The sequence below is a fragment of the Pelomonas sp. V22 genome (assembly GCF_030014915.1).
Taxonomy (GTDB): Bacteria; Pseudomonadota; Gammaproteobacteria; order Burkholderiales; family Burkholderiaceae_C; genus JAUASW01.
On the sequence record NZ_JAGIXS010000002.1, the window covers coordinates 38,020 to 60,248 of the forward strand.

General features: G+C 65.7%; 19 protein-coding genes. 4 read left to right on the forward strand and 15 right to left on the reverse strand.

The features are described 5' to 3' along the window. Positions 1–17: 17 nt before the first annotated feature. The gene (locus J7U46_RS09295) at positions 18–2,177 is read left to right on the forward strand and encodes a S46 family peptidase (RefSeq protein ID WP_282825105.1); all 2,160 of its coding nucleotides are present in this window, start codon (positions 18–20) and stop codon (positions 2,175–2,177) included. A 17-nt stretch (positions 2,178–2,194) separates the two neighbouring features. Here J7U46_RS09295 and J7U46_RS09300 read toward each other — a convergent pair whose 3' ends face one another. The 3 genes from J7U46_RS09300 to kbl are packed head-to-tail and all read right to left on the reverse strand — an operon-like array spanning position 2,195 to position 5,248. After that, the gene (locus tag J7U46_RS09300; RefSeq protein ID WP_282825107.1) at positions 2,195–3,055 is read right to left on the reverse strand and encodes a MipA/OmpV family protein; all 861 of its coding nucleotides are present in this window, start codon (positions 3,053–3,055) and stop codon (positions 2,195–2,197) included. 34 nt (positions 3,056–3,089) lie between these two features. Next, on the reverse strand, positions 3,090–4,043 hold the full coding sequence (locus J7U46_RS09305; RefSeq protein ID WP_282825109.1) for an NAD-dependent epimerase/dehydratase family protein: 954 nt from the start codon (positions 4,041–4,043) through the stop codon (positions 3,090–3,092). Between the two features lie 5 nt (positions 4,044–4,048). Continuing rightward, entirely contained in the window at positions 4,049–5,248 is a 1,200-nt protein-coding gene (gene kbl / locus J7U46_RS09310) for a glycine C-acetyltransferase (RefSeq protein ID WP_282825111.1), read from the reverse strand. 96 nt (positions 5,249–5,344) lie between these two features. Between kbl and J7U46_RS09315 the strand changes: the two genes are divergently transcribed. Beyond that, a complete protein-coding gene (locus J7U46_RS09315; RefSeq protein WP_282825113.1) occupies positions 5,345–5,923 on the forward strand; it encodes an XRE family transcriptional regulator in 579 nt (192 codons plus the stop codon). On the opposite strand, the gene J7U46_RS09320 is transcribed toward J7U46_RS09315, so the two are convergent. Next, entirely contained in the window at positions 5,885–7,210 is a 1,326-nt protein-coding gene (locus J7U46_RS09320) for a YihY family inner membrane protein (RefSeq protein WP_282825115.1), read from the reverse strand. The two genes, J7U46_RS09315 and J7U46_RS09320, sit on opposite strands and share 39 nt — an antisense overlap. 10 nt (positions 7,211–7,220) lie before the next feature. Between J7U46_RS09320 and J7U46_RS09325 the strand changes: the two genes are divergently transcribed. Together J7U46_RS09325 and J7U46_RS09330 are read left to right on the forward strand one after the other, a co-directional pair. Further along, on the forward strand, positions 7,221–7,628 hold the full coding sequence (locus J7U46_RS09325) for a DUF2069 domain-containing protein (protein WP_282826186.1): 408 nt from the start codon (positions 7,221–7,223) through the stop codon (positions 7,626–7,628). Beyond that, positions 7,625–9,034 (forward strand): FAD-binding oxidoreductase, encoded by a 1,410-nt coding sequence (locus J7U46_RS09330; protein WP_282825117.1) that lies wholly within the window; start codon positions 7,625–7,627, stop codon positions 9,032–9,034. The genes J7U46_RS09325 and J7U46_RS09330 overlap by 4 nt, the downstream gene beginning before the upstream one ends. A 4-nt stretch (positions 9,035–9,038) precedes the next feature. On the opposite strand, the gene J7U46_RS09335 is transcribed toward J7U46_RS09330, so the two are convergent. The 11 genes from J7U46_RS09335 to nuoH all read right to left on the reverse strand — a co-directional run bounded on the left by J7U46_RS09335 (position 9,039) and on the right by nuoH (position 22,229). Next, positions 9,039–12,284 carry an efflux RND transporter permease subunit gene (locus J7U46_RS09335; protein WP_282825119.1) on the reverse strand — a complete coding sequence of 1,082 codons (3,246 nt, stop codon included), beginning with the start codon at positions 12,282–12,284 and terminating at the stop codon, positions 9,039–9,041. A gap of 10 nt (positions 12,285–12,294) precedes the next feature. Continuing rightward, entirely contained in the window at positions 12,295–13,452 is a 1,158-nt protein-coding gene (locus tag J7U46_RS09340) for an efflux RND transporter periplasmic adaptor subunit (protein ID WP_282825121.1), read from the reverse strand. Positions 13,453–13,668: 216 nt separating this feature from the next. Then, entirely contained in the window at positions 13,669–14,265 is a 597-nt protein-coding gene (locus J7U46_RS09345; protein WP_282825122.1) for an NUDIX hydrolase, read from the reverse strand. Continuing rightward, positions 14,255–14,563, reverse strand: a complete 309-nt coding sequence (locus tag J7U46_RS09350) for a DUF2818 family protein (RefSeq protein WP_282825124.1) — start codon at positions 14,561–14,563, stop codon at positions 14,255–14,257. The genes J7U46_RS09345 and J7U46_RS09350 overlap by 11 nt, the downstream gene beginning before the upstream one ends. Before the next feature lie 4 nt (positions 14,564–14,567). Next, the gene (gene nuoN, locus J7U46_RS09355; RefSeq protein WP_282825126.1) at positions 14,568–16,049 is read right to left on the reverse strand and encodes an NADH-quinone oxidoreductase subunit NuoN; all 1,482 of its coding nucleotides are present in this window, start codon (positions 16,047–16,049) and stop codon (positions 14,568–14,570) included. A 10-nt stretch (positions 16,050–16,059) separates the two neighbouring features. Then, complete coding sequence (locus J7U46_RS09360; protein WP_282825127.1) at positions 16,060–17,535, reverse strand: NADH-quinone oxidoreductase subunit M; 1,476 nt, start codon at positions 17,533–17,535, stop codon at positions 16,060–16,062. Positions 17,536–17,554: 19 nt separating this feature from the next. Further along, complete coding sequence (nuoL, locus tag J7U46_RS09365) at positions 17,555–19,603, reverse strand: NADH-quinone oxidoreductase subunit L (RefSeq protein ID WP_282825129.1); 2,049 nt, start codon at positions 19,601–19,603, stop codon at positions 17,555–17,557. A gap of 19 nt (positions 19,604–19,622) precedes the next feature. Next, positions 19,623–19,940: an NADH-quinone oxidoreductase subunit NuoK gene (nuoK, locus tag J7U46_RS09370; RefSeq protein ID WP_282825131.1), complete on the reverse strand. Its 318-nt coding sequence runs from the start codon at positions 19,938–19,940 to the stop codon at positions 19,623–19,625. Further along, positions 19,937–20,581, reverse strand: a complete 645-nt coding sequence (locus J7U46_RS09375) for an NADH-quinone oxidoreductase subunit J (RefSeq protein ID WP_282825133.1) — start codon at positions 20,579–20,581, stop codon at positions 19,937–19,939. The genes nuoK and J7U46_RS09375 overlap by 4 nt, the downstream gene beginning before the upstream one ends. 54 nt (positions 20,582–20,635) lie before the next feature. Beyond that, positions 20,636–21,127 carry an NADH-quinone oxidoreductase subunit NuoI gene (gene nuoI / locus J7U46_RS09380; RefSeq protein ID WP_282825134.1) on the reverse strand — a complete coding sequence of 164 codons (492 nt, stop codon included), beginning with the start codon at positions 21,125–21,127 and terminating at the stop codon, positions 20,636–20,638. Between the two features lie 4 nt (positions 21,128–21,131). Beyond that, positions 21,132–22,229, reverse strand: coding sequence for an NADH-quinone oxidoreductase subunit NuoH (gene nuoH, locus J7U46_RS09385; protein ID WP_282825136.1), 1,098 nt, complete (start codon positions 22,227–22,229; stop codon positions 21,132–21,134).

The window sequence follows — 22,229 nt, forward strand, 5'->3', positions numbered from 1 at the left end:
CCTCAAGAGCCACGATCGTGAACCGTCGCATTCCCCCGCTTTCCCTGCTCACCAGCCTGCTGCTGGCCGCCCCCCTCGCCCAGGCCGATGAAGGCCAGTGGCAGCCCTACCAGCTGCCGCAGCTGCAGAAGGAGCTGAAGCAGCTCGGCATCGCCATCCCGGCCCAGCAGCTCGCCGACCTGAGCAAGCACCCGATGAGCGCCATCGTCTCGCTTGGCGGCTGCTCGGCTTCCTTCGTGTCGAATGCCGGCCTGGTGGTCACCAACCACCACTGCGCCTATGGCGCCGTGCAGCGCAACTCCAGCGCCAGCCGCAACCTGATCGCCGATGGTTTCCTCGCCAAGACCCGGGCCGAAGAACTGCCGGCCGGCCCCAGCGACCGCATCTACGTGACCGACAAGGTCGAGAACGTCACCGCCCAGGTCAGCGGCGGCCTGGATGCCAAGCTCTCGGGCGCCGAGCGCCACAAGCAGATCCAGAACCGCATCAAGGCGCTGATCGCCGAGTGCGAGCAGGACAAGGCCTACCGCTGCTCGGTGCCCAGCTTCCATCGCGGCCTCGAGTACTACCGCATCCGCCAGCTGGCGATCCGAGATGTGCGCCTGGTCTATGCGCCGTCCGACAAGATCGGCAACTACGGCGGCGAGGTCGACAACTTCGAATGGCCGCGCCACACCGGCGACTTCGCCTTCCTGCGCGCCTATGTGGGCAAGGACGGCCGCCCGGCCGATCCGTCGCCGGACAACGTGCCCTATCACTCCAAGGACTTCCTCGTCGTCTCGGCCGCCGGCCTTAAGAACGGTGATCCCATCCTGCTGGCAGGCTACCCGGGCCGCACCAGCCGCTACAAGCTGCCGGTGGAGATCCGCCAGGCCCGTGACGTGAGCTACCCGCGCCGCGTGGCCGAGTCTCAAGCCGACGTGGCCACCATCGCTCAGGCAACGGCCGGCAATGCCGAGTGGGCCGTGCGCTACGCCGCCGTGGTCAAGAGCATCAACAACGGCATGAAGAAGAACCAGGGCCTGATGGACGGCTTCGCCCGCAAGGACATTGCCGCGATCAAGGACGGCCAGGATGCCGAGTTCCGTCGCTGGTTCGCTGCACATGGCCAGGCCGCCGATCCCTCGCTGCTGGCCGAGCTCGATGCCGCGATTGCCGACGACCTCGCGCTGACCGAACAGGAATTCGCGATGAGCGTCGCCACGCAAAGCGAGCTGTACCGCGCGGCGCGCACGCTGTACCGCGCGGCCCTGGAACGCAAGAAGCCGGACGCCGAACGCGAGCTCGGCTACCAGGAGCGCGACCAGGCCTTGATCAAGGCACGCCTCACCCGCCTGGAGCAATCACTGGTGCCGATCGTGGACCAGGCCCGCTGGCAAGCCGCGCTGCAGCGCTTCGCCAAGCTGCCCGCAGCCGTCCATCCGCAAGGTCTGGATGCCCTGCTGCCCGCGCCTGACGCCGTGCCGGCCCTGTATGCCGCCACCGAGCTGTCCAGCACGGTCCAGCGTCTCGCGTGGCTGGGCAAGGACGCCGCCGCCATCGAGCAAGCCAGCGACCCGCTGCTGCGCATGGCCGTGGCCAACCAGGCGCTCGCCGCCACGATGGAGCAGCGCCGCAAGGACGTGGACGGCACGCTCGAACGCGTGATCCCGCGCTACATGCAGGCCTTCATCGCCTTCAAGAAATCGCAGGGCAAGCCGGTCTACCCCGATGCCAACTCCACGCTGCGCGTGACCTTCGGCAGCGTGGCGCCGTACACGCCGCGTGATGGCATCAGCAAGGGCCCGTTCACCACGGTCGAAGGCATCCTCGAGAAGCACACGGGCAAGGAGCCGTTCAACGCGCCGCAAGCCCTGCGCGACGCGGTGCAGGCCAAGCGCTACGGCGACTACCGCGATGCGGTGCTGGGCACGGTGCCGGTGAACTTCCTGTCAAGCGCCGACACCACCGGGGGCAATTCAGGCTCGGCCGTGATGAACAAGCGCGGTGAGCTGGTGGGCTTGAACTTCGACTCGACCTATGAGTCGGTGACCAAGGACTGGTACTTCGACACCGCCATCACGCGCGCCATCCATGTGGACATCCGCTACATGCTGTGGGTGATGCAGCAGATCGACCATGCGGACAACCTGCTGAAGGAAATGACCATCAAGGGCCTGCCGGGCCGCAAGGGCTGAGGCGCCAGGCAGCAAGCTCAACGGCTGCGGTAGGCCAGGCCTACCGCGACCTGGCCGGCACTGCGGCGCTCGACCAGGGGGCTGTCGGCCGACGGCCCCTGCAGCCGGCCAATGCTGGCCGAGCTGAAGGCGATCCAGTGGTGTGTGATCGCATAGGTCAGGCCCATGCCCAGGTAGGCGTCGCGCAAGCCGCTGCCCGGCTGATAGGCCGCGTACAGCGTGCGGGAAGCCACCTCCGGAGCCACGCCGAAATAGCTCTGCTGGTAGCGCCGGCTGCCCCAGCCCACACCGGCGCCGGTGGTCCATTCGGTCTTGGTATCGCGATAGAGACGGTAGCCCAGCCCCAGGCCCACGACTGAGCCGCCGCCTCGGCCCAGCAGGTCGGTGGACCAACTGGCGCCCAGGCTCAGCTCGTCGCTCAGGCTGTAGCGCGTCGACAGCTGGGACCGCAGGGTCCGGCGCACGTCGGGCAGCCCGGACAAACGGGGCGAATCGCTGCTCTGGCGCCCGCTGTCGAAGCGCAGCGAGAGGCTGACCTTGACGCGGTCGCGGCTCAGCAGGTCGGTGCTGGCGCCGCTGCCCTGGACATCGCGGCCGAAGCCCATCACGGCGCTGGCGCCAGAGGAAGACAGTCGCCACTTGCCCCACTGCAGGGAAATGAGGGGCCGCGCCGAGGTCTTGTACTCGCGGGCGCCCATGAACTCGGGCTGGTAGGCCGCGCGCAGGCCCAGCACATAGTGGAAGCCTTGAGCGCTGGCATTCGCTTCTGGCTCGTCGGCAGTTTTGGCCTTGGCCGGCTCTTCTTGCGTCTCGGCGGCCGCAGGCAGCAGGACACAGAGCAGACCGAGCAGGCAAAGTGAGCGGAGGCTTGAGGTCATGCGGGCCAGCTTAACAGCGGCCCGCCGGAGCCGATCAAGCTTGCTGAGCGAACTGCAGGCGCAGATGCTTCAGCATGTCACGGACCATGGCCTCCAGGCCGAAGGCCGGCTTCCAGCCCCAGTCGCGCGAGGCGGCGGAATCGTCGATGGACTGCGGCCAGCTGGCAGCGATGGCCTGACGGAAATCGGGCGCGTACTCGATCTCGAAGCCCGGCACCTGCTTGGCGATCTCGGCGGCGATCTCGGCCGGCGTGAAGCTGCAGCCGCTGAGGTTGTAGGAGCCGCGCTCACGGATGCTCTCGGCCGGCGCTTCCATCAGCTCGATGGTGGCGCGCAGCGCATCGGGCATGTACATCATCGGCAGGGCCTGGCCTTCTTCGAGGAAGCAGCTGTAGCGGCCAGCCTTCAAGGCGCCATGGAAGATGTCGATGGCGTAGTCGGTCGTGCCGCCGCCGGGTGGCGTCTTGTAGCTGATCAGGCCCGGGTAGCGCAGGCTGCGCACGTCCACGCCATGCTTGGCGTGGTACCAGGCACACCAGCGCTCGCCAGCCAGCTTGGAGATGCCGTAGATCGTGGTCGGGTCCATCACCGTGGTCTGCGGCGTGCCGACTTGCGGGGTCGACGGGCCGAAGGCAGCGATGGAGCTGGGCCAGAAGATGCGCTCGAGCTTCTGCGTGCGGGCCAGCTCCAGCACATGCAAGAGGCCCTTCATGTTCAGGTCCCAGGCCCACATCGGATGCTTCTCGCCGGTGGCTGACAGCGCTGCGGCCAGCAGGTAGATCTGGGTGATCGCATGGCGCTTGACCACGGCGGCCAGGGCGGCCGCGTCGGTCACGTCCAGCATCTCGTGCGTCAGGTAGGGCACGCGGCCTTCCGGCGCCAGGTCGCTGGTGATGACATTGGCCTTGCCGTGGCGCTCTGCCAGTTCAACAGCCAGCTCGGTGCCGATCTGGCCGTTGGCGCCGATGATGAGGATCTTGGTCGTCATGGCGCTTATTCCTTGATCAGACCGACATCACGACCGGCTTGCGCGAATGCGGCCACGGCCTTCTCGAGTTGCTCGCGGGAATGGCCAGCCGACACCTGCACGCGGATGCGCGCTTGACCCTTGGGCACGACGGGGAAGAAAAAGCCGACGGCATAGACGCCCAGCTCCAGCAAGCGCGCGCTGAGCTTCTGCGCCGTCACCGCGTCGTAGACCATGATGGGAACAATCGGATGCGTGCCCGGCTTGATCTCGAAGCCGGCAGCCTGGATGGCCTCGCGGAAATAGGCGGTGTTGGCTTCCAGCTTGTCGCGCAGGTCGGTCGAGGCCTCCAGCAGGTCCAGCACGGCGATGGATGCGCCGACGATGCTGGGCGCCACCGTGTTCGAGAACAGATAGGGGCGCGAACGCTGGCGCAGCAGCTCGATCACTTCCTTGCGGCCGGTGGTGAAGCCGCCCGAGGCGCCGCCCAGCGCCTTGCCCAGCGTGCCGGTGATGATGTCGATCTTGCCGAAGACGTTGCGGTACTCATGCGTGCCACGGCCGGTCTTGCCCAGGAAGCCGCTGGCGTGGCATTCGTCGATGCCCAGCAGCGCGCCGTAGCGGTCGCAGAGTTCACGGATCTTGTCGAGTTGGGCGATGGTGCCGTCCATCGAGAAGACGCCGTCGGTGAACACCATCGTGAAGCGGGCGCCGGCCGCCTTGGCCTCTTCCAGCTTGGCCTCGAGATCAGCCAGGTCGTTGTGCTTGTAGCGGAAGCGCTTGGCCTTGCACAGGCGGATGCCGTCGATGATGGAGGCGTGGTTCAGCTCGTCGCTGATGATGGCGTCCTGCTCTTGCAGGAGCGGCTCGAACAGGCCGCCATTGGCATCGAAGGCCGCCGCGTAGAGGATGGTGTCCTCGGTGCCGAGGAACTTGGCCAGGCGCTGCTCCAGCGTCTTGTGCAGGTCCTGTGTGCCGCAGATGAAGCGCACCGACGAGAGGCCGTAGCCATGGGTGCGCAGCGCTTCATGCGCCGCTTCGATCACGGCCGGGTGCGAGGACAGGCCCAGGTAGTTGTTGGCACAGAGGTTGATCACGTCGCGGCCGTCGGCCGTGTGGACCAGCGAACCCTGAGGCGTGGTGATGATGCGCTCGCTCTTGTAGAGGCCGGCTTCGCGGATGGTTTGCAGCTCCTGCTGCAGATGTTCGTAGAACGCTGTGGTCATGGCCTCACTCCTGGTGCACAATTCACTAAACAGAACACAGTTCGGTATATCGAACTTTCGTGCAGTATCACGGAATTGCTTTTCAAGGTCAAGCTCATGTCCATTCCCGCGTCCGACGTTCTCGAGCCTCCCCGCGTGGGCGCCACCTTGCAGGCGCTGCGCCAGGCCCAAGGGCTGTCGCTGGACGAGCTGTCGCGCCGGGCTGGCGTCAGCAAGTCGATGCTCTCGCAGATCGAGCGCAACCAGGCCAACCCCACGGTTGCCGTGGTCTGGCGCCTGGCGAATGCCTTGCGAGTGGAGTTGTCGGAACTGCTGGGCGGCGAGCGGCCGGCCGCACCGGCCATCGAAACTGTGGCCTCGCATGCCACGCCCAGCCTTAGCAGCCCGGATGGCCTGTGCACCCTGCGCATCCTCGGCCCCATCGACCTGGCTGGCCAGTTTGAGTGGTACGAGCTGACCGTGCAGCCCGGCGGCGCGCTGGAATCAGCCGCCCACGAGCCAGGCTCGCGCGAGCATCTGAGCGTGCTCAGCGGCGCGCTGGAAGTGACAGCTGGCGGGAACAGCCAGGTGCTGAAGGCCGGAGAGACAGCGCGCTATGCGGTGGATGGCCCTCACGCCATCCGCAACCGCAGCAAGTCAAACGCCAGCGCGCTGCTGGTGGTCCTGCATTCCTAAGAGTTCGGCCACGCTGCAGGCCTGCCAGCCCGAGCGCGCCCACAGCGGCGCCAGGGCCATGCCCGGCTCGGCCAGCAAGGACTTCAGCAAGGGTTCGGCAGATGCCGTGGCCGGCGCAATCAGCAGCGTCAGCCGCTGCGCGCCCTCTTCTTCCAGGCGGCCCAGCCAGTCCAGCCGCAGCAGCTCGTCCAGCACCGGCTCCAGTTGCAGCGGATCGACCCTCAAGCGCCGCGCCAGCGCCAGGCTGGACAGGCCGCCCTCGCCCGCCCGCTGCGTCTCCCACAGCGCGCGCAGTGCATCCAGCGCCAGGGCCAGTTGCCAGCCAGCCGTCTCGCGGCGCGGGTGGATGCGCCCGGCCAGCGCCGGCGCATTGGCCGCCAGCAAGGCGCCGGCCAGCATGATGACCCAGCCGAGGTACATCCAGATCAGGAAGATGGGCACGGTGGCGAAGGCGCCGTACAGCGTCGAATAGGTCGGCACCTGCTTCACGTACCAGGCCAGGATGCTCTTGGCCGCGTTGAATCCGAGGGCCACAAAGATGCCGCCAGCCAGCGCATGGCGCCAGCGCACATGCGTGTTGGGCACGTAATGGAACAGCCCGGCCACGCCGATGGTGAGCACCGCCAGCTCCAGCATGTTGAGAATGGATTCGAGCCCGCCGGGCATCTTGCCGACCACGCCCTTGCCGGCCGAGATCGCATAGCTGGTGAAGGCCAGGCTGCCGCCGAGCAGCAAGGGCCCCAGCGTCAGCGCCGCCCAGTAAACCAGCACGCGCTGCGCAATCGGGCGCGGCCGCTTGACGCGCCAGATCACGTTTAGCGTGCGGTCGATGGTCAGCATCAGCGTCAGCGCCGTGGCGCCGAGGAAGAGCAGGCCCACAAGGCCCAGCCGGTTGGCCTTGGCCGCAAACTGCGTCAGGGCCAGCATCACCGGGCGGGCGATGTTGTCGGGGATCAGGCTTTGCAGGAAGTACTTCTCCAGCGCGGTCTGGAAGGACGCGAAGATCGGGAATGCGGTAAACAAGGCCAGCATCACTGTAAGCAGCGGCACCAGCGAGATCAGCGTGGTGAAGGTCAGGCTGCCGGCCGTGAGGCCGAGGCGGTCCTCGCGAAAGCGCAGCTGCAAGAGGCGCAGGCTCTCGCGCCAGGGCCATTGGGCCAGCACGGCTGGCAGGCCGGCGATCAGTTGCCAGGCGGTGGCGGGCTTGGCGTCGGCCGCGTCGGCCGCGTCGGCGGCGGCAGCCTGTGCGGCATCTGTGGCCTGTGGATCGGGAATCGAAGTCGTCATGCTGGCTATGATGCCAGCCATGTCCAGTGCCCTTCCCCTCACGCCTACCGATCGCAGTGTTGCCAGCCCCGAAGAACAGCTCTCGCGATGGCTCGCCCTGCTCGGCGTGGCCGGGCTTTTCGTGCTCTGCCTGGCCTGGGAACTCTGGCTCGCGCCGACCGGCCGTGGCACGCTGGCCATCAAGGCCCTGCCCCTGCTCTTCCCGCTGGTCGGCCTCTGGCGCTACCGGCTCTACACCTTCCGCTGGGTCAGCCTGATGATCTGGCTGTACTGCGGCGAAGGCCTGGTGCGTGCCACCAGCGAGCATGGCATCGGCGCCTGGTTGGCCTGGGGCGAGGTGGCGCTGTCGGTGCTGGTCTTCATCGCCTGTTCGTTGCAGGTGCGGCAGCGGCTGCGCGCCGCCAAAGCTGCGCAATGAACGCGAGCGCCCTCCTGACCGAGCTGCGCGCAGCGGTTGGCGAGGCCCAGGTGCTGCAGGGTGAGACCTGCGCACCCTATGAACTCGATTGGCGCAAGCGCTGGCGGGGCCAGGCCCTGGCCGTGGTGCGCCCCGGCAGCACGGAAGAAGTGGCCGCCATCGTGCGCGCGTGCGCCAGCCACGGCGCAAGCCTGGTGCCGCAGGGCGGCAACACCGGCCTGGTTGGCGGCGGCATACCCGACGCGAGTGGGCAGCAAATTCTGCTGAGCCTGCAGCGCATGAACCGCATTCGCGCCATCGACGCGGCGAATCTGACGATGACGGTGGAAGCAGGCTGCGTATTGCAGACGGCCCAGCAGGCTGCCGAGGCCGAAGGTCTCCTGTTCGCGCTGAGCCTGGCCGCCGAAGGCACTTGCACCGTGGGCGGCAACCTCGCCACCAATGCTGGCGGCACCCAGGTGCTGCGCTATGGCAATGCGCGCGAGCTGTGCCTCGGCATGGAAGTCGTGACCGCCACCGGCGAGGTCTGGCACGGCCTCTCGGGCCTGCGCAAGGACAACACCGGCTACGACCTGCGCGACCTCTTCGTCGGCAGCGAGGGCACGCTGGGCGTGATCACCGCAGCCACGCTGAAACTGCATCCGCTGCCGGCTGGCCAGTTGACTGCCCTGGCCGCCTGCGCCGATCTTGGCGCAGCCGTCGCCCTGTTGGCCCTGGCTCGTCGACATGCCGGCGCCGGCTTGACCGGCTTCGAGGCAATGAACGCCTTCTCGATGAACCTGGTGCGCCGCCATCTGCCCGCCCTGCCCCAGCCGCTCGCGGCATCGCCCTGGACGGTGCTGCTGGAGCTGTCCAGCAGCGAGGGCGAGGCCCATGCCAACGCCTTGCTCGAGCGGCTGCTCGGCGAGGCGCTCGAACTTGGCCTGATCCAGGACGCCAGCGTGGCCCAAAGCCTCGCGCAGGCGCGGGCACTGTGGCAGCTGCGCGAGTCCATTCCGCTGGCCCAGGGCCAGGAGGGGCTCAACATCAAGCACGACATCTCGCTGCCGATCTCAGCCATTCCGGCCTTCTGCGCCAGCACCGAAGCCGCGCTGCTGCAACTGGTGCCGGGGGCCAGGCTGGTCAACTTCGGCCACCTGGGCGATGGCAATCTGCACTTCAATGTGCAGGCGCCCGAGGGCGAGGATCCGGCCCGCTTCCTGCGCGAGCAGGAGCCGGCTGTGAACGCCATCGTCTACGGGGCCGTGCAGGCCCATGGCGGATCGATCTCGGCCGAGCACGGCATCGGCCAGTTGAAGCGCGAGGAGCTGGCCGCACGCAAGGACCCGGTCGCCCTGCAGTTGATGCGGCACATAAAAAAGGCCCTGGATCCCCAGGGCCTCTTCAATCCGAACCGGATGCTCTGACGAATCAGTCGTCGCCGGCGCCAGCGCCTGCACTCAGGGCCATGGCCGGGCGGCCACCGCGCAGGCGCTTGACCAGGCCGCTGATGCCCCAGTAGAGGAAGATGGTCAGCGTCAGGAAGCCGACCATCACCATCAGCAATTCGCCAATGGTCAGGGCAATGGCACCAACGATGGTCCAGCGTGCACGGCGCACCGTGAACAGCGACTTCAGGCGGTCGCGGAAGTTCTCGATACTGTCGTAGAAGCTCGGCACCATCAGCAGCGTCAGGAAGGTCGAGGTGATCGTGCCGCCGATGATGGCCACGGCCATCGGGCGGTAGAACTCCGCGCCCTCGCCGATGCCGATGGCCACCGGCATCATGCCGGCGATCAGCGCGAAGGTGGTCATCAGGATGGGGCGGAAGCGCTTGCGGCCCGCATGCATCAGCGCCTCTTCACGGTCCACGCCATTGGCCTCTTCCTGGCGCGCCGCATCGAGCAGCAGGATGGCGTTCTTGGCGACCAGGCCCGCCAGCATGATGATGCCGATGAAGCTCATCAGGTTCAGCGTGCCCTTGGTCAGCAGCAGGGCCACCACCACGCCGATCAGCGACAGCGGCTGCGACAGCATCACGCCCATCGGTGCGGTGAAGGAGTTGAACTGCATGACCAGGATCAGGTACATCAGGCCGATGCCCGCCACCAGGGCGATGGTCATCGAGCTGAACACTTCCTGCTGATCCTTGGAGCCACCCGCCAGCTTGATGCCGTAGCCGGACGGGAAGTTCATCTGGTTGGCCAGGACCATGGCGTCCTTGGTCACGTCACCCGCTGCACGGCCCTGCACATTGGCCGACACGCCGATCACGCGCTTGCCGTCCAGGTGCTGGATGGTGGCCGGGGCCTTGCCCATGGTGATGGTGGCGATCTGGTCCAGCGGCACCATCTGGCCGGTGCCGGCCACGCTGATGGGCAGGCGCTCGATGTTGCTCGCGTCCACACGGTCGCTGGGCTGCAGGCGCACCGAGACGTCGCGGGTCACGCCGGTCGGGTCGACCCAGTCACCAACCTGGATGCCGGCGAAGGCCACGCGCAGCGCATTGGCCGCGTCGCCCACCGAGATGCCGAGCTGGTTCGCGAGGCCACGGTGCAGCTCGACCTGCAGCTCGTTCTGCGCGTTCTGCTGCGACAGCGCCACGTCCACGGCACCCGGCACCTTGCGCAGCTGCTTCATGAAGTCTTCGGTCAGCTCGAGCAGCTTGCGGGTGTCGGTGCCGTAGAAGCGGATCTGCACCGGCTTCTGGCCGCCGCCACCGCTGAAGTCGTCCAGCACCGAGAACTCGGCGCCGGCCAGCTTGGTCAGGTGCTGGCGCAGCTCACCGCCGATTTCCTGGGCCGTGCGCTTGCGCTCATAGCTCTTGCCGATGTTGATGTAGAGCTTGCCGCCGGTCACGTTGACGAAGGCGTCGGTGCTCTTCTTTTCCTTGATCAGCGCGGCCAGTTCGTCAACGGCCGCCAGCTTGCGGCGCGCGTATTCGAGGCTGGAGCTCGGCGGCGTGCGCACTTCAACGGCAATGGTCTCGGAGTCGCTCGAGGGCAGGAAGCTGGTGCCACCGAACTTGGCTTGCAGCATGATGGCCACGGCAAAGCTGGTCACGGCGATGAAGGCCATCCAGCGGCGGTGGTGCAGCGCCCAGGCGATGACATTGCCGTAGCGGTCGGCCTGATGGTCGAACCATTCATTGAAGCGCTGCAGGATCTTGGAGATGCCGCGCTTGGGTTCCAGGTGATGGTTCGGCGGGTCGCCCCAGAAGGCCGACAGCATCGGATCCAGCGTGAACGAGATCAGCAAGCTCACCAGCACCGAGGCCACGACGGTCAGGCCAAACGGACGGAACCATTCGCCCGAGATGCCGGGCATGAAGGCCACCGGCACGAACACGGCCACGATGGAGAAGGTGGTCGCCGCCACGGCCATGCCGATTTCGGCCGTGCCCTTCAGCGCGGCCGTCATGCGGTCCGCGCCGCGCTCCATGTGGCGGACGATGTTCTCCCGCACCACGATGGCGTCGTCGATCAGCACGCCGATGGCCAGTGACAGGCCCAAGAGGCTCATGAAGTTCAGCGTGAAGCCGAAGATCCAGACCGCGATAAAGGCCGCGATCACCGAGGTCGGCAGCGAGGTGGCCGTGATCAGCGTCGAGCGCCAGGAGTTCAGGAAGGCATAGACCACGAAGATGGTCAGGCCGGCGCCGAACACCAGGGCGTGGATCACGTTGTTGAGGCTGTCCTGGGCGTTCTTGCCACCGTCCTGGGTGATCTCCAGCTGCGTGCCGGCAGGAAAGGTCTTGTTGGCCTCTTCGACAAGCTTGCGCACCTCATTGGCCACGCTCACCGTGGACGCTTCGCGCGAGCGGGTGATGGACAGGCCCACATTCGGGCGGCCATTGCGGATGGACAGGGTCTGGCGCTCCGAGAAGCCGTCCTTGACCGTGGCCACCTGGCCGAGGCGCACCAGCTCATTCGCATTGCGCTTGATGACGATGCGCTCGAAGTCCACCGGCTGGCCGATGCGGCCGACGAGGCGGATGCTCTGGTCCTCGAACTCGCCACGCACCTTGCCCACCGGGGCCGAGATGTTCTGGCGCTGCAGGGCGCTGGTGACCTCGCTGACCGAGACGTTGAACTCGCGCAGCTTCTGGCCCGACAGCAGCACCGAGAGCTCGCGGTTCAGCGAGCCGAAGATCTCGACCGTGCCCACACCGGCCACGCCGCGGAACTTGTCGGCGAGCTGGTCTTCGGCGATGCGCGAGATCTCGGCATGGCTGAGCGTCTTGCTCTCCAGCGAGACCTGCATGATCGGCTGGGCCGAGGGGTCGGCGCGGCGGATGATGGGCTCGCGCATTTCCTGCGGCAGCTGGTAGCGCACCGAGGCGATGGCGTTGCGCACGTCGTCGGCCGCCTCGATCATGTTCTTCTTGAAGTCGAACTTCATGAAGAAGCTGGCCTGGCCTTCATTGGCGCTGGCCTGCACCTCGGTCACGCCGGGCACGGCGAGCAGCGGCTTCTCGATGCGGTTGACGATCTCCCGCTCCGAGGTCTCTGGCGAGGCGCCCGGATACGGAATCGAGACGAAGAGGAAGGGCACCTCCACGTCCGGGTTCTGGTTGACGCGCAGCTTCGAGAGCGCCATCAGCCCCAGCGCCATCAGGCTGATGATGCAGACGATGGTCGCTATCGGCTTCTTGATCGAAAAATCTGAGATCAGCATGGACAGCTCCTCAGGAAGCGTTCGAGGCGGCGGCCGCTGCCGGCTTAGCGGCAGGCGCGTTGGCGGCAGCCTTGGCCGTCACGGGCGAGCCCTCCACCAGCGTGCGGCTGGGGTTGCGCAGCACGATGTCGCCCACCTTCAGGCCATCGGCCACGACAAACTCGCCCCGGCGCTCATCGCGATCACCGAGCTTGAGCGGCTGGCGATGCAGCTTGCCACCCTGGACGATCCAGGCATAGACCTGGTCACCGTCGCGCTGCAGGTCGGCATCGCCCAGCATCAGGGCCGCCGACTTGGAGGTGCGCACATAGCCTTCGCCATACAGGCCGGAGACCGAGGCGGCGCGCTTGTCATTCAGGTCGACGAGCACGGCAATCTGGCGGCTGACCGGATTGGCCGAGACGTCGATGCGGCGGATGCGGCCTTCGATGCGCTCCTGGCTGGCACCATGGATGCGCAGGTCCACGTCTTGCCCGATCTTCAGATCGGCCCGGCGGTCGGCCGAGACAAAGCCTTCGAAGCGCATGGAGCTGGGGTCAATGACCTTCAGCAGTTCCTTGCCGGTCTGGGCGGTGTCGCCAGGCGAAACGCGGCGCTCGCTGACCACGCCGTCGAACGGCGCGCGCACCTCGGTGCGGGCCATCTGCTGCTTGGCGGCCACCAGGCGGGCTTCGGCCGCAGCCTTGTCGCTCTGCGTCGAGATGCGGCGGTTGGCGGCGTCTTCCAGCGCCTGCTGCGAGACCATGCCCTGGGCCTGCAGCGTCTTCTGGCGCTGGAACTGGCGCTCGGCCTGCTCGAAGTTTTCACGAGCGGCACGGACGGCCTCCTCGGCGGAACTGAGGCTGTCGCGGATGGAGGTGGTGTCGAGCTGCACCAGCAGGTCGCCACGGCGCACGGTCTCGCCGTTCTCCTTCAGCACATGCAAGACCACGGCCGAGATCTCGGCGCGCAGATCGGCGCGCTTCTCGGGCTGGACCGCGCCGGTGATCAAGGGGCCGCTGCCATGCTCGGCCTCCCCCATGACCAGGCGGTCCTCGGAAGCCAGCTGCAGCACCGGCACATCCTTGCTGGAGTCCTTCTTCTCGGCATTGCCCTGCTGGCAGCCGGAAAGGCTCATCAAGGCCGCCACCAGTACGGTCAGGGCAACGGGAATGTGGCGCGTCGTCATGCTCTCTCCAGAAGTGTTTGGGGTGGGCAGCCTTGCCCTCTCACGAAGCGGCGCCAGCATACCCATGCCGAACGGCACAGCCATCAGTCATGTGACAGGCTGCGTGGTTTAGTCGGATCGGCCGCGTTTTGGACCGACGAAATGCAAAGGCTCTTGGTTTGCAGCGACGCAAGCGCGCCGTTGCCAGCATGGCCGCGCGAACAGCGCGCAAGCGGCCTAGGACTGCTTCTTCCAGTCCAGAGCCCACTCGCCGTCCTGCCAGCGGCTCAGCCACAGCAGGCCGATCAGGGTCTTGGCGTCGGTCAGTTCGCCGTCCACGGCCATGGCGTCGAGCTCGGTCGTCGAGTGACTGACGAGGTTGAGGAACTCGCCTTCATCGAGCTGGCGCTCGCCTGCCGTGAGCCCCCGGGCGAAGAAGATCTCTATGCCCTCTGTCGAATAGGCGATGGCGTTGTGCAGCACACCGGCATGCGCCCATTCACGCGCGCTGTAGCCTGTCTCCTCGCGCAGCTCGCGCTGGGCGCAGGCGAGCGGCGATTCGCCGGGGTCGATCTTGCCGGCCGGGAACTCCAGCATCACGCGACCCATCGGGTGGCGGAACTGCCGCTCCATCAGCAGCCGGCCGTTGTCCAGCAGCGGCACGATCATGACCGCGCCCGGATGGACGATGTACTCGCGGCCGGCTTCGCGGCCATCGGGCAGGAGCACGCGGTCGCGGCGCACATCGAGGAAGTTGCCGCGGAAGGCCTGCGTGGATTCGATCAGCGTCTCGCTGATCGCCGCGTCGCCCTGCCCTGCGTCGTCAGTCTTCATGGCGTTGGCGGCGCAGGTAGCACCAGACAAAGCCAGGAAAGCCGAACACCAGGTAGACGCAGGTGGCGGCCGCATAGAACTCCCAGCCCTGCGGCTGGCGCTGGCCCTGGCTGGCTTCGAGGGCGAAGCCGAGCAGCAGGGTTGCGAGGCCCAGCAGGGCCAGTTCCAGCAGACGCCAGCCGGCGTTCTTGCGAATGAGCTTGGGGCCCACCAGCAAGAGCCGCGAGCTGAAGTACGGCGCGTTGGCCGAGATCAGCGCGACCAGCAGCACCAGCCAGATGGCGGCGGACTGATTCATCCGCTCAGGAAGTCAGCGTGCGCAGGATGGCCTGCTTGCACATGTCCATCAGCCCCCCCGGCAGCAAGCCGAAGGCGACCACGGCCAGGCCGTTCAGCGACATCACCAGGCGCACGTCGGTCGGGGCTGTCAGCACGCTGCTGTCGGTGGGTTCGTCGAAGAACATGACCTTGATGACACGCAGATAGTAGAAGGCGCCGATCAGCGACAGCACCACGGCGGCAATCGCGAGGCCCAGGTACAAGCTCACGCCGGTGGCCACCAGGGCTTGCAGCACGGCCAGCTTGGCGTAGAAGCCCGCCGTCAGCGGAATGCCGGCCAGCGACAGCATGAACACCAGCATCACCAGCGCATACCAGGGGCTGCGGCGGTAGAGACCGGCCAGGTCGGCGATCTCTTCCGACTCATGACCCTGGCGGGCCAGCAGCAGGATCATGCCGAAGCTGCCCAGCGTGGTCAGCACATAGGTTACCGTGTAGAACATGGCTGAGCTGTAGGCATTCGATGCCGACAGCGTATTGCCGTTCACCACGCCCGAGGCCAGGCCGAGCAGCATGAAGCCCATCTGCGCGATGGTCGAGTAGGCCAGCATGCGCTTGAGGTTGGTCTGCGCGATGGCGGCGAGGTTGCCAACCACCAGCGACACGAGGGCCATCACGATCAGCATCTGCTGCCAATCCACCGCGAGGCCCACCATGCCCTCAACCAGCAGGCGCATGGTGATGGCAAAGGCAGCCAGCTTGGGCGCCGCGCCAATCATCAGCGTGACGGCCGTCGGCGAGCCTTGGTAGACGTCGGGCACCCACATGTGGAACGGTGCAGCGCCGAGCTTGAAGCCGAGGCCCGCCACGATGAAGACCAGGCCGAAGATCAGCACCGACTTGTTAACCGTGCCGGCACTGATGACCTCGAACACGCGCGGGATCGACAGCGAACCCGTGGCGCCGTACATCATCGACAGGCCATAAAGCAGGAAGCCGCTGGCCAAGGCGCCCAGCACGAAGTACTTCATCGCCGCTTCGGTCGAAATGGCATGGTCACGGCGCAGGGCCACCAGCGCATAAAGCGACAGGCTCATCAGCTCGAGGCCGAGGTAGATGACCAGGAAGTTGTTGGCCGAGAGCATGACGCTCACGCCCAAGAGCGAGAACAGCGAGAGCGTGAACAACTCGCCCTTGAGCATGTCGCGCGCACCGGCATAGGGCCGCGCGTAGACCAGGGTCACCATCACGGCGACGCAGGCAAAGAAGGCGAGCAGGTGGCCCATGGGGTCGGAGACCACCATGCCCTGCATGCCATAGGCCGTCTCGCCGCTGTTGAAGTAGCCGATGTGCATCACACCCACCACCGCCAGCGTGAGCTGCGTCAGCAGATAGGTCGGCGTGCGGCGCGCATCGGTGACGAAGAGGTCGACCATGGCGACCAGGCAGGCCATGGCCAGCAGGACGATTTCGGGATAGACCGAGAGCCAGTTCATCGTATTCATCTCGGGCGCCTCAGTTGATCTTGGAGACGGCCACGTGCTTGAGCAACTCGGTCACTGAAGCGTGCATCACGTCGGTAAAGGGTTTGGGGTAGACACCCATGAAGAGCGTGGCTGCAGCCAGCACGGCCAGCATCGAGAACTCGCGGGCGTTCACGTCGGTGAGCTCGCGCACGTGGTCGTTGCCAATGGCGCCGAAGTAGACGCGCTTGTACATCCACAGCGTGTAGGCCGCGCCGAACACCAGGGCTGTGGCCGCGATGGCGCCCAGCCAGAAGTCGAACTTCACGGTGCCGAGGATCACCATCCACTCACCGACGAAACCGCCGGTGGCCGGCAGGCCGCAGTTGGCCATGGCGAAGAACAGGGCCAGCGCCGCGAACTTGGGCATGGTGTTGACCACGCCGCCGTAGTCCGCGATCTCACGCGAATGCACGCGGTCGTAGAGCACGCCGATGCACAGGAACATGGCGCCCGAGACGAAGCCGTGCGAGATCATCTGCACGATGCCGCCCGAGACGCCCAGCTCGTTGAAGATGAAGAAGCCGAGTGTCACGAAGCCCATGTGAGCGATGGACGAATAGGCCACCAGCTTCTTCATGTCCTTCTGCACCAGAGCCACGAGGCCGATGTAGACCACGGCGATCAGCGACAGCGCGATGATGAACCAGGCCCAGTGGCGCGCTGCATCCGGCGCGATGGGCATCGAGAAGCGCAGGAAGCCGTAGGCGCCCAACTTCAGCATGATGGCGGCCAGCACGACCGAGCCGCCCGTGGGCGCCTCGACGTGGGCATCCGGCAGCCAGGTGTGGACCGGCCACATCGGCACCTTGACCGAGAAGGCAGCGAAGAAGGCGAAGAACAGCAGCGTCTGCGCGTTCATCGGCAGCGGCAGCTTGTGCCACGTGAGGATGTCGAAGCTGCCACCGGACTTCACGTACAGGTACAGCAGCGCGATCAGCATCAGCAGCGAACCGGCCAGCGTGTACAGAAAGAACTTGAAGGCTGCATAGACGCGCCGCGGACCGCCCCAGACGCCGATGATGATGTACATCGGGATCAGCGTGGCCTCGAAGAACACGTAGAACAGCATGCCGTCGAGCGCGCAGAACACGCCGATCATCAAGCCGGAGAGGATCAGGAAGGCGCCCAGGTACTGGTGGGCCCGCTCGGTGATCACCTCCCAGGCCGCGACCACGACGATCACGGTGATGAAGGCCGTCAGCGGCACGAACCACATCGAGATGCCATCCACACCGAGGTGGTAGTGGATGTTGAAGCGCTCGATCCAGGGCAGGTTCTCGGCGAACTGCATGGCGGCGGTCGAGGTGTCGAAACCGCTGATCAGCGGCAACGTCACGGCGAGGCCGGCGATGGCGGCCAGCAAGGCCATCCAGCGGGCGGCTTTGGCCTGGTCCTCACGACCCAGCATCAGCAGCAAAGCGCCGCTGACGATGGGCAACCAGATGGCAAGACTCAACAATCCCATTCTTCTTCTCCGCCCCTGATCAAAGACCCGCCAGGGCCTTGAATTGAGGCCACATATAGGGCCACAGCTGCCAGCTCATCAGGCCGATCACACCCAGGATCATCACCAGGGCGTACCAGTACAGGTGGCCGGTCTGGACACGGCGCACGATGCCGGCAATGCCGCCCACCGCCTTGGCCGAACCATCGATCAGCACACCGTCGATCACCATGCCGTCACCGCCCTTCCAGAGGCCGGTGCCGAGCAGGCGGGCCGCGCGGGCCAGGATGTTCTCGTTGATCCAGTCCATGAAGTACTTGTTCTCAAGCACGACGATGACCGGACGCAGCACCTTGGCGATGGTGGCCGGGATGCTCGGCGCGACCATGTAGAACACGTAGGCAGTGACGACACCCCCCAGCGCCAGCCAGAACGGCAGCGCCGTCAGACCGTGTGTGGCCATGGCCACGGCACCGTGGAACTCGTGGGCCAACTCGCTCATCGCGTGGTGGACCTCGTGGTTCACGAAGATCGCGTCCTTGAAGAAGTCACCGAACAGCATCGGCTGGATCGCCAGGAAGCCGATCACCACCGAGGGGATCGCCAGCAGGATCAGCGGCGCCGTGACCACCCAGGGCGACTCGTGCGGCTCATGGTGTTCATCGCCATGATCGTCGTGATGATCGTGCTCGCCCGGGAAGGGCTTGTGATGGAAGTTTTCCTTGCCGTGGAAGACCAGGAAGTACATCCGGAACGAATAGAAGGCCGTGACGAACACGCCGATGATCACCGCCAGGTAGGCGAACTGTGCGCCCGGCAGATGGCTGGCATGCACGGCCTCGATGATCGAGTCCTTGGAGTAGAAGCCCGAGAACAGCGGCGTGCCGATCAGGGCCAGCGAACCCAGCAGCGAGGTGATCCAGGTGATGGGCATGTACTTGCGCAGGCCGCCCATGTTGCGGATGTCCTGGTCATGGTGCATGCCGATGATCACCGAGCCGGCGCCGAGGAACAGCAAGGCCTTGAAGAAGGCGTGCGTCATCAGGTGGAACACGGCGACCGAGTAGGCCGAGGCACCCAGCGCCACCGTCATGTAGCCCAGCTGCGAGAGCGTGGAGTACGCGACCACGCGCTTGATGTCGTTCTGGATGATGCCCAGGAAGCCCATGAACAGCGCCGTGATCGCACCGATCACCAGCACGAAGTTCAAGGCCGTATCCGACAGCTCAAACAGCGGCGACATGCGGGCCACCATGAAGATGCCGGCGGTCACCATCGTTGCCGCGTGGATCAGGGCCGAGATCGGAGTCGGGCCTTCCATCGAATCAGGCAGCCAGACGTGCAGCGGGAACTGGGCCGACTTGCCCATCGCGCCGATGAACAGGCAGATGCAGGCCACGCTCAGCATCATCCAGTCCGAACCCCACAGCGGCGCCGTGAACTTGACCTGGGCCAGTTCGGCCGACTTGCCGAACAGCTCGGCGTAGTTCAGCGAGCCACCGTAGGCGACCAGCAGGCCGATGCCGAGGATGAAGCCGAAGTCGCCGACCCGGTTCACCAGGAAGGCCTTCATGTTGGCGAAGATCGCCGTTGGCTTGGTGTACCAGAAGCCGATCAGCAGGTACGACACCAGGCCCACCGCTTCCCAGCCGAAGAACAGCTGCAGCATGTTGTTGCTCATCACGAGCATCAACATCGAGAAGGTGAACAGCGAGATGTAGCTGAAGAAGCGCTGGTAGCCCGGGTCTTCTTCCATGTAGCCGATGGTGTAGATGTGCACCATCAGCGACACAAAGGTCACCACGCACATCATCATGGCCGTGAGGCCATCGACCAGGAAGCCGACTTCCATCTTCAGGCCGCCGAGCACCATCCACTCATAGATGGTCTCGTTGAAGCGGGCGCCGTCCACGGCCACCGACTTCAGCGTCATCGCCGAGATGATGAAGGCGATCAGCACGCCGAGGATGGTGATGCTGTGGGCACCGCGGCGGCCGATCTGCTTGCCGAAGAAGCCGGCGGCGATGGCACCGACCAGCGGCGCCATCGGCACCGCGAGCAGCATGTTTTGGGAGAGTGTTGCAGACATCTTGATGCGTCCTGTTCCTTTAGCCCTTCAGCGCGTCGAGCTCTTCGACGTTGATGCTGGCGCGGTTGCGGAACAGCACGACCAGGATCGCGAGGCCGATGGCCGACTCGGCCGCCGCCACCGTCAGGATGAAGAACACGAAGACCTGGCCAGCCATGTCGCCCAGGTAGTGCGAGAAGGCGACGAAGTTCAGGTTGACCGCCAGCAGCATCAGCTCGATGGCCATCAGCAGCACGATCAGGTTCTTGCGGTTCAGGAAGATGCCGATCACCGACAGCGCGAACAGGATCGCGCCCAGCGTCAGGAAATGTCCCAGGGTCAGAGCACCCAGCATCATGCGGCTCCCGTGTTGTTGGCGTCGGCCGCAGGCGCAGCGGGGGCTTCAACGGTCGGCGCCATCTTGACGATGCGCAGACGGTCAGCCTTCTTGACCTTGACCTGCTCCGACGGATCTTGCGAGCGCGAGTCCTTGCGACGGCGCAGCGTCAGCGCGATAGCGGCAATGATGGCCACCAGCAGCAGCACGGCAGCGATCTGCAGCGGGTACAGATAGTTCGTGTAGACCTCGATGCCCAGCAGCTTGGTGTTGCCGAGCTTGGCTGCGGCGGCGCTCAGCTCGGGCGCATCCTTCAGGCGGAAGCCCGGCAGCAGGATGGCGGCCATTTCCAGCGCGATCAGCACGCCCACGAGGGCGGCCATCGGAAGGTGCTTCCAGAACCCGTCCCGCACGCGGTCGCTGGTGATGTCCAGCATCATCACGACGAAGAGGAACAGCACCATCACGGCACCGATGTAGACCAGCACCAGGGTGATGGCCAGGAACTCGGCCTTCAGCAGCATCCAGACGCAGGACGCGCTGAAGAAGGCGAGGATCAGGAACAGCGCCGAATGCACCGTGGACTTGGCCGTGATGACACGGACGGAAGCCCCCAGCAGCACGGCGGAGAAGACGTAGAACAGAGCGGTGGTGATGTCCATAGCTAGCTCGGCAAGTACAACGCAGCGAACCTGGCTTGCGCCAGGAAGGCCGGGTCAGCGGTACTTGGCGTCGGCCTCCTTTTGGGCTGCGATCTGCGGTTCGTACTTGTCGCCCACGGCCAGCAACATCTCCTTCGTGAAGTAGAGGTCGCCACGCTTTTCGCCGTGGTATTCGAAGATCGAGGTTTCGACGATGGAGTCCACCGGGCAGCTCTCTTCGCAGAAGCCGCAGAAGATGCACTTGGTCAGGTCGATGTCGTAGCGCGTGGTGCGGCGCGAGCCGTCGTCACGCACGTCGGATTCGATGGTGATGGCCATCGCCGGGCACACGGCCTCGCAGAGCTTGCAGGCGATGCAACGCTCTTCACCGTTCTCGTAGCGGCGCAGCGCGTGCAGGCCGCGGAAACGCGGGCTCAGCGGCGTCTTCTCTTCCGGGAACTGGACCGTGATGTTGCGCGAGAGGAAATGCCGGCCGGTCAGGGCCATGCCCTTGAACAGCTCGGTGAGCATGAAGCTCTTGAAGAAATGGCTGACGGCGCTACTCATGTCGTCAATTCCAGATGTTGAACGGAGACTGGATCCACAGGCCGACAACGACCAGCCAGACCAGCGTCACAGGAATGAAGATCTTCCAGCCCAGACGCATGATCTGGTCGTAGCGGAAGCGCGGGAAGGTGGCGCGGACCCACAGGAAGCAGGTGACGACGAAGAAGGTCTTGCCGAACAGCCAGGCCCAATTCCAGAAGGCCATGGTGTTCTTGATGAACTCCGGCGTCTCCATGCCGAGCAGGCTGAAGGAGATCGGTGCCGACCAGCCGCCGAGGAACATCACCACGGCCAGGCAGGACACCAGGATCATGTTGGCGTACTCGGCCAGGAAGAACATCGCGAACGACATGCCCGAGTACTCGATCATGTGGCCGGCCACGATTTCCGATTCGCCTTCCACCACGTCGAACGGGTGGCGGTTGGTTTCAGCCAGGCCCGAGATGAAGTAGACGACGAAGATCGGCAGCAGCGGCAGCCAGTTCCACGACAGCAGCGGGATGCCCATCGAGGCAAAGCGACCGGTCTCCTGCGAGACGACGATCTGCGTCATGTTCATGCTGCCGGTGACCATCAGCACGATCACGAGGGCAAAGCCCATGGCGATCTCGTAGGACACCATCTGTGCCGAGGCACGCAGCGCGCCGAGGAAGGCGTACTTGGAGTTCGAGGCCCAGCCGGCAATGATCACGCCATAGACCTCGAGCGAGGTGATGGCCATCAGGAACAGCAGGCCGGCGTTCACGTCCGCCACGGCCGCTTGCGGGCCGAAGGGCACGACGGCCCAGGCCGCCAGCGCCGGCATGATGGTCATGATAGGGCCGAGGAAGAACAGGCCACGGTTGGCCTTGGCCGGCAGGATGATCTCCTTGAAGATCAGCTTCACGGCGTCGGCAATCGGGGTCAGCAGGCCATAAGGGCCCACGCGGTTCGGACCCGGGCGGATCTGCGACCAGCCGATGGCCTTGCGCTCCCACAGCGTCAGGTAGGCCACGCAGATCATCAGCGGTGCCACGACCACGATGATCTTGAGCAGGCTCCAGACCACCGGCCACAGGGCGCCCAGCAGGGAAGCGCCGGTTTGGTAGAGGGTGTCGATCAT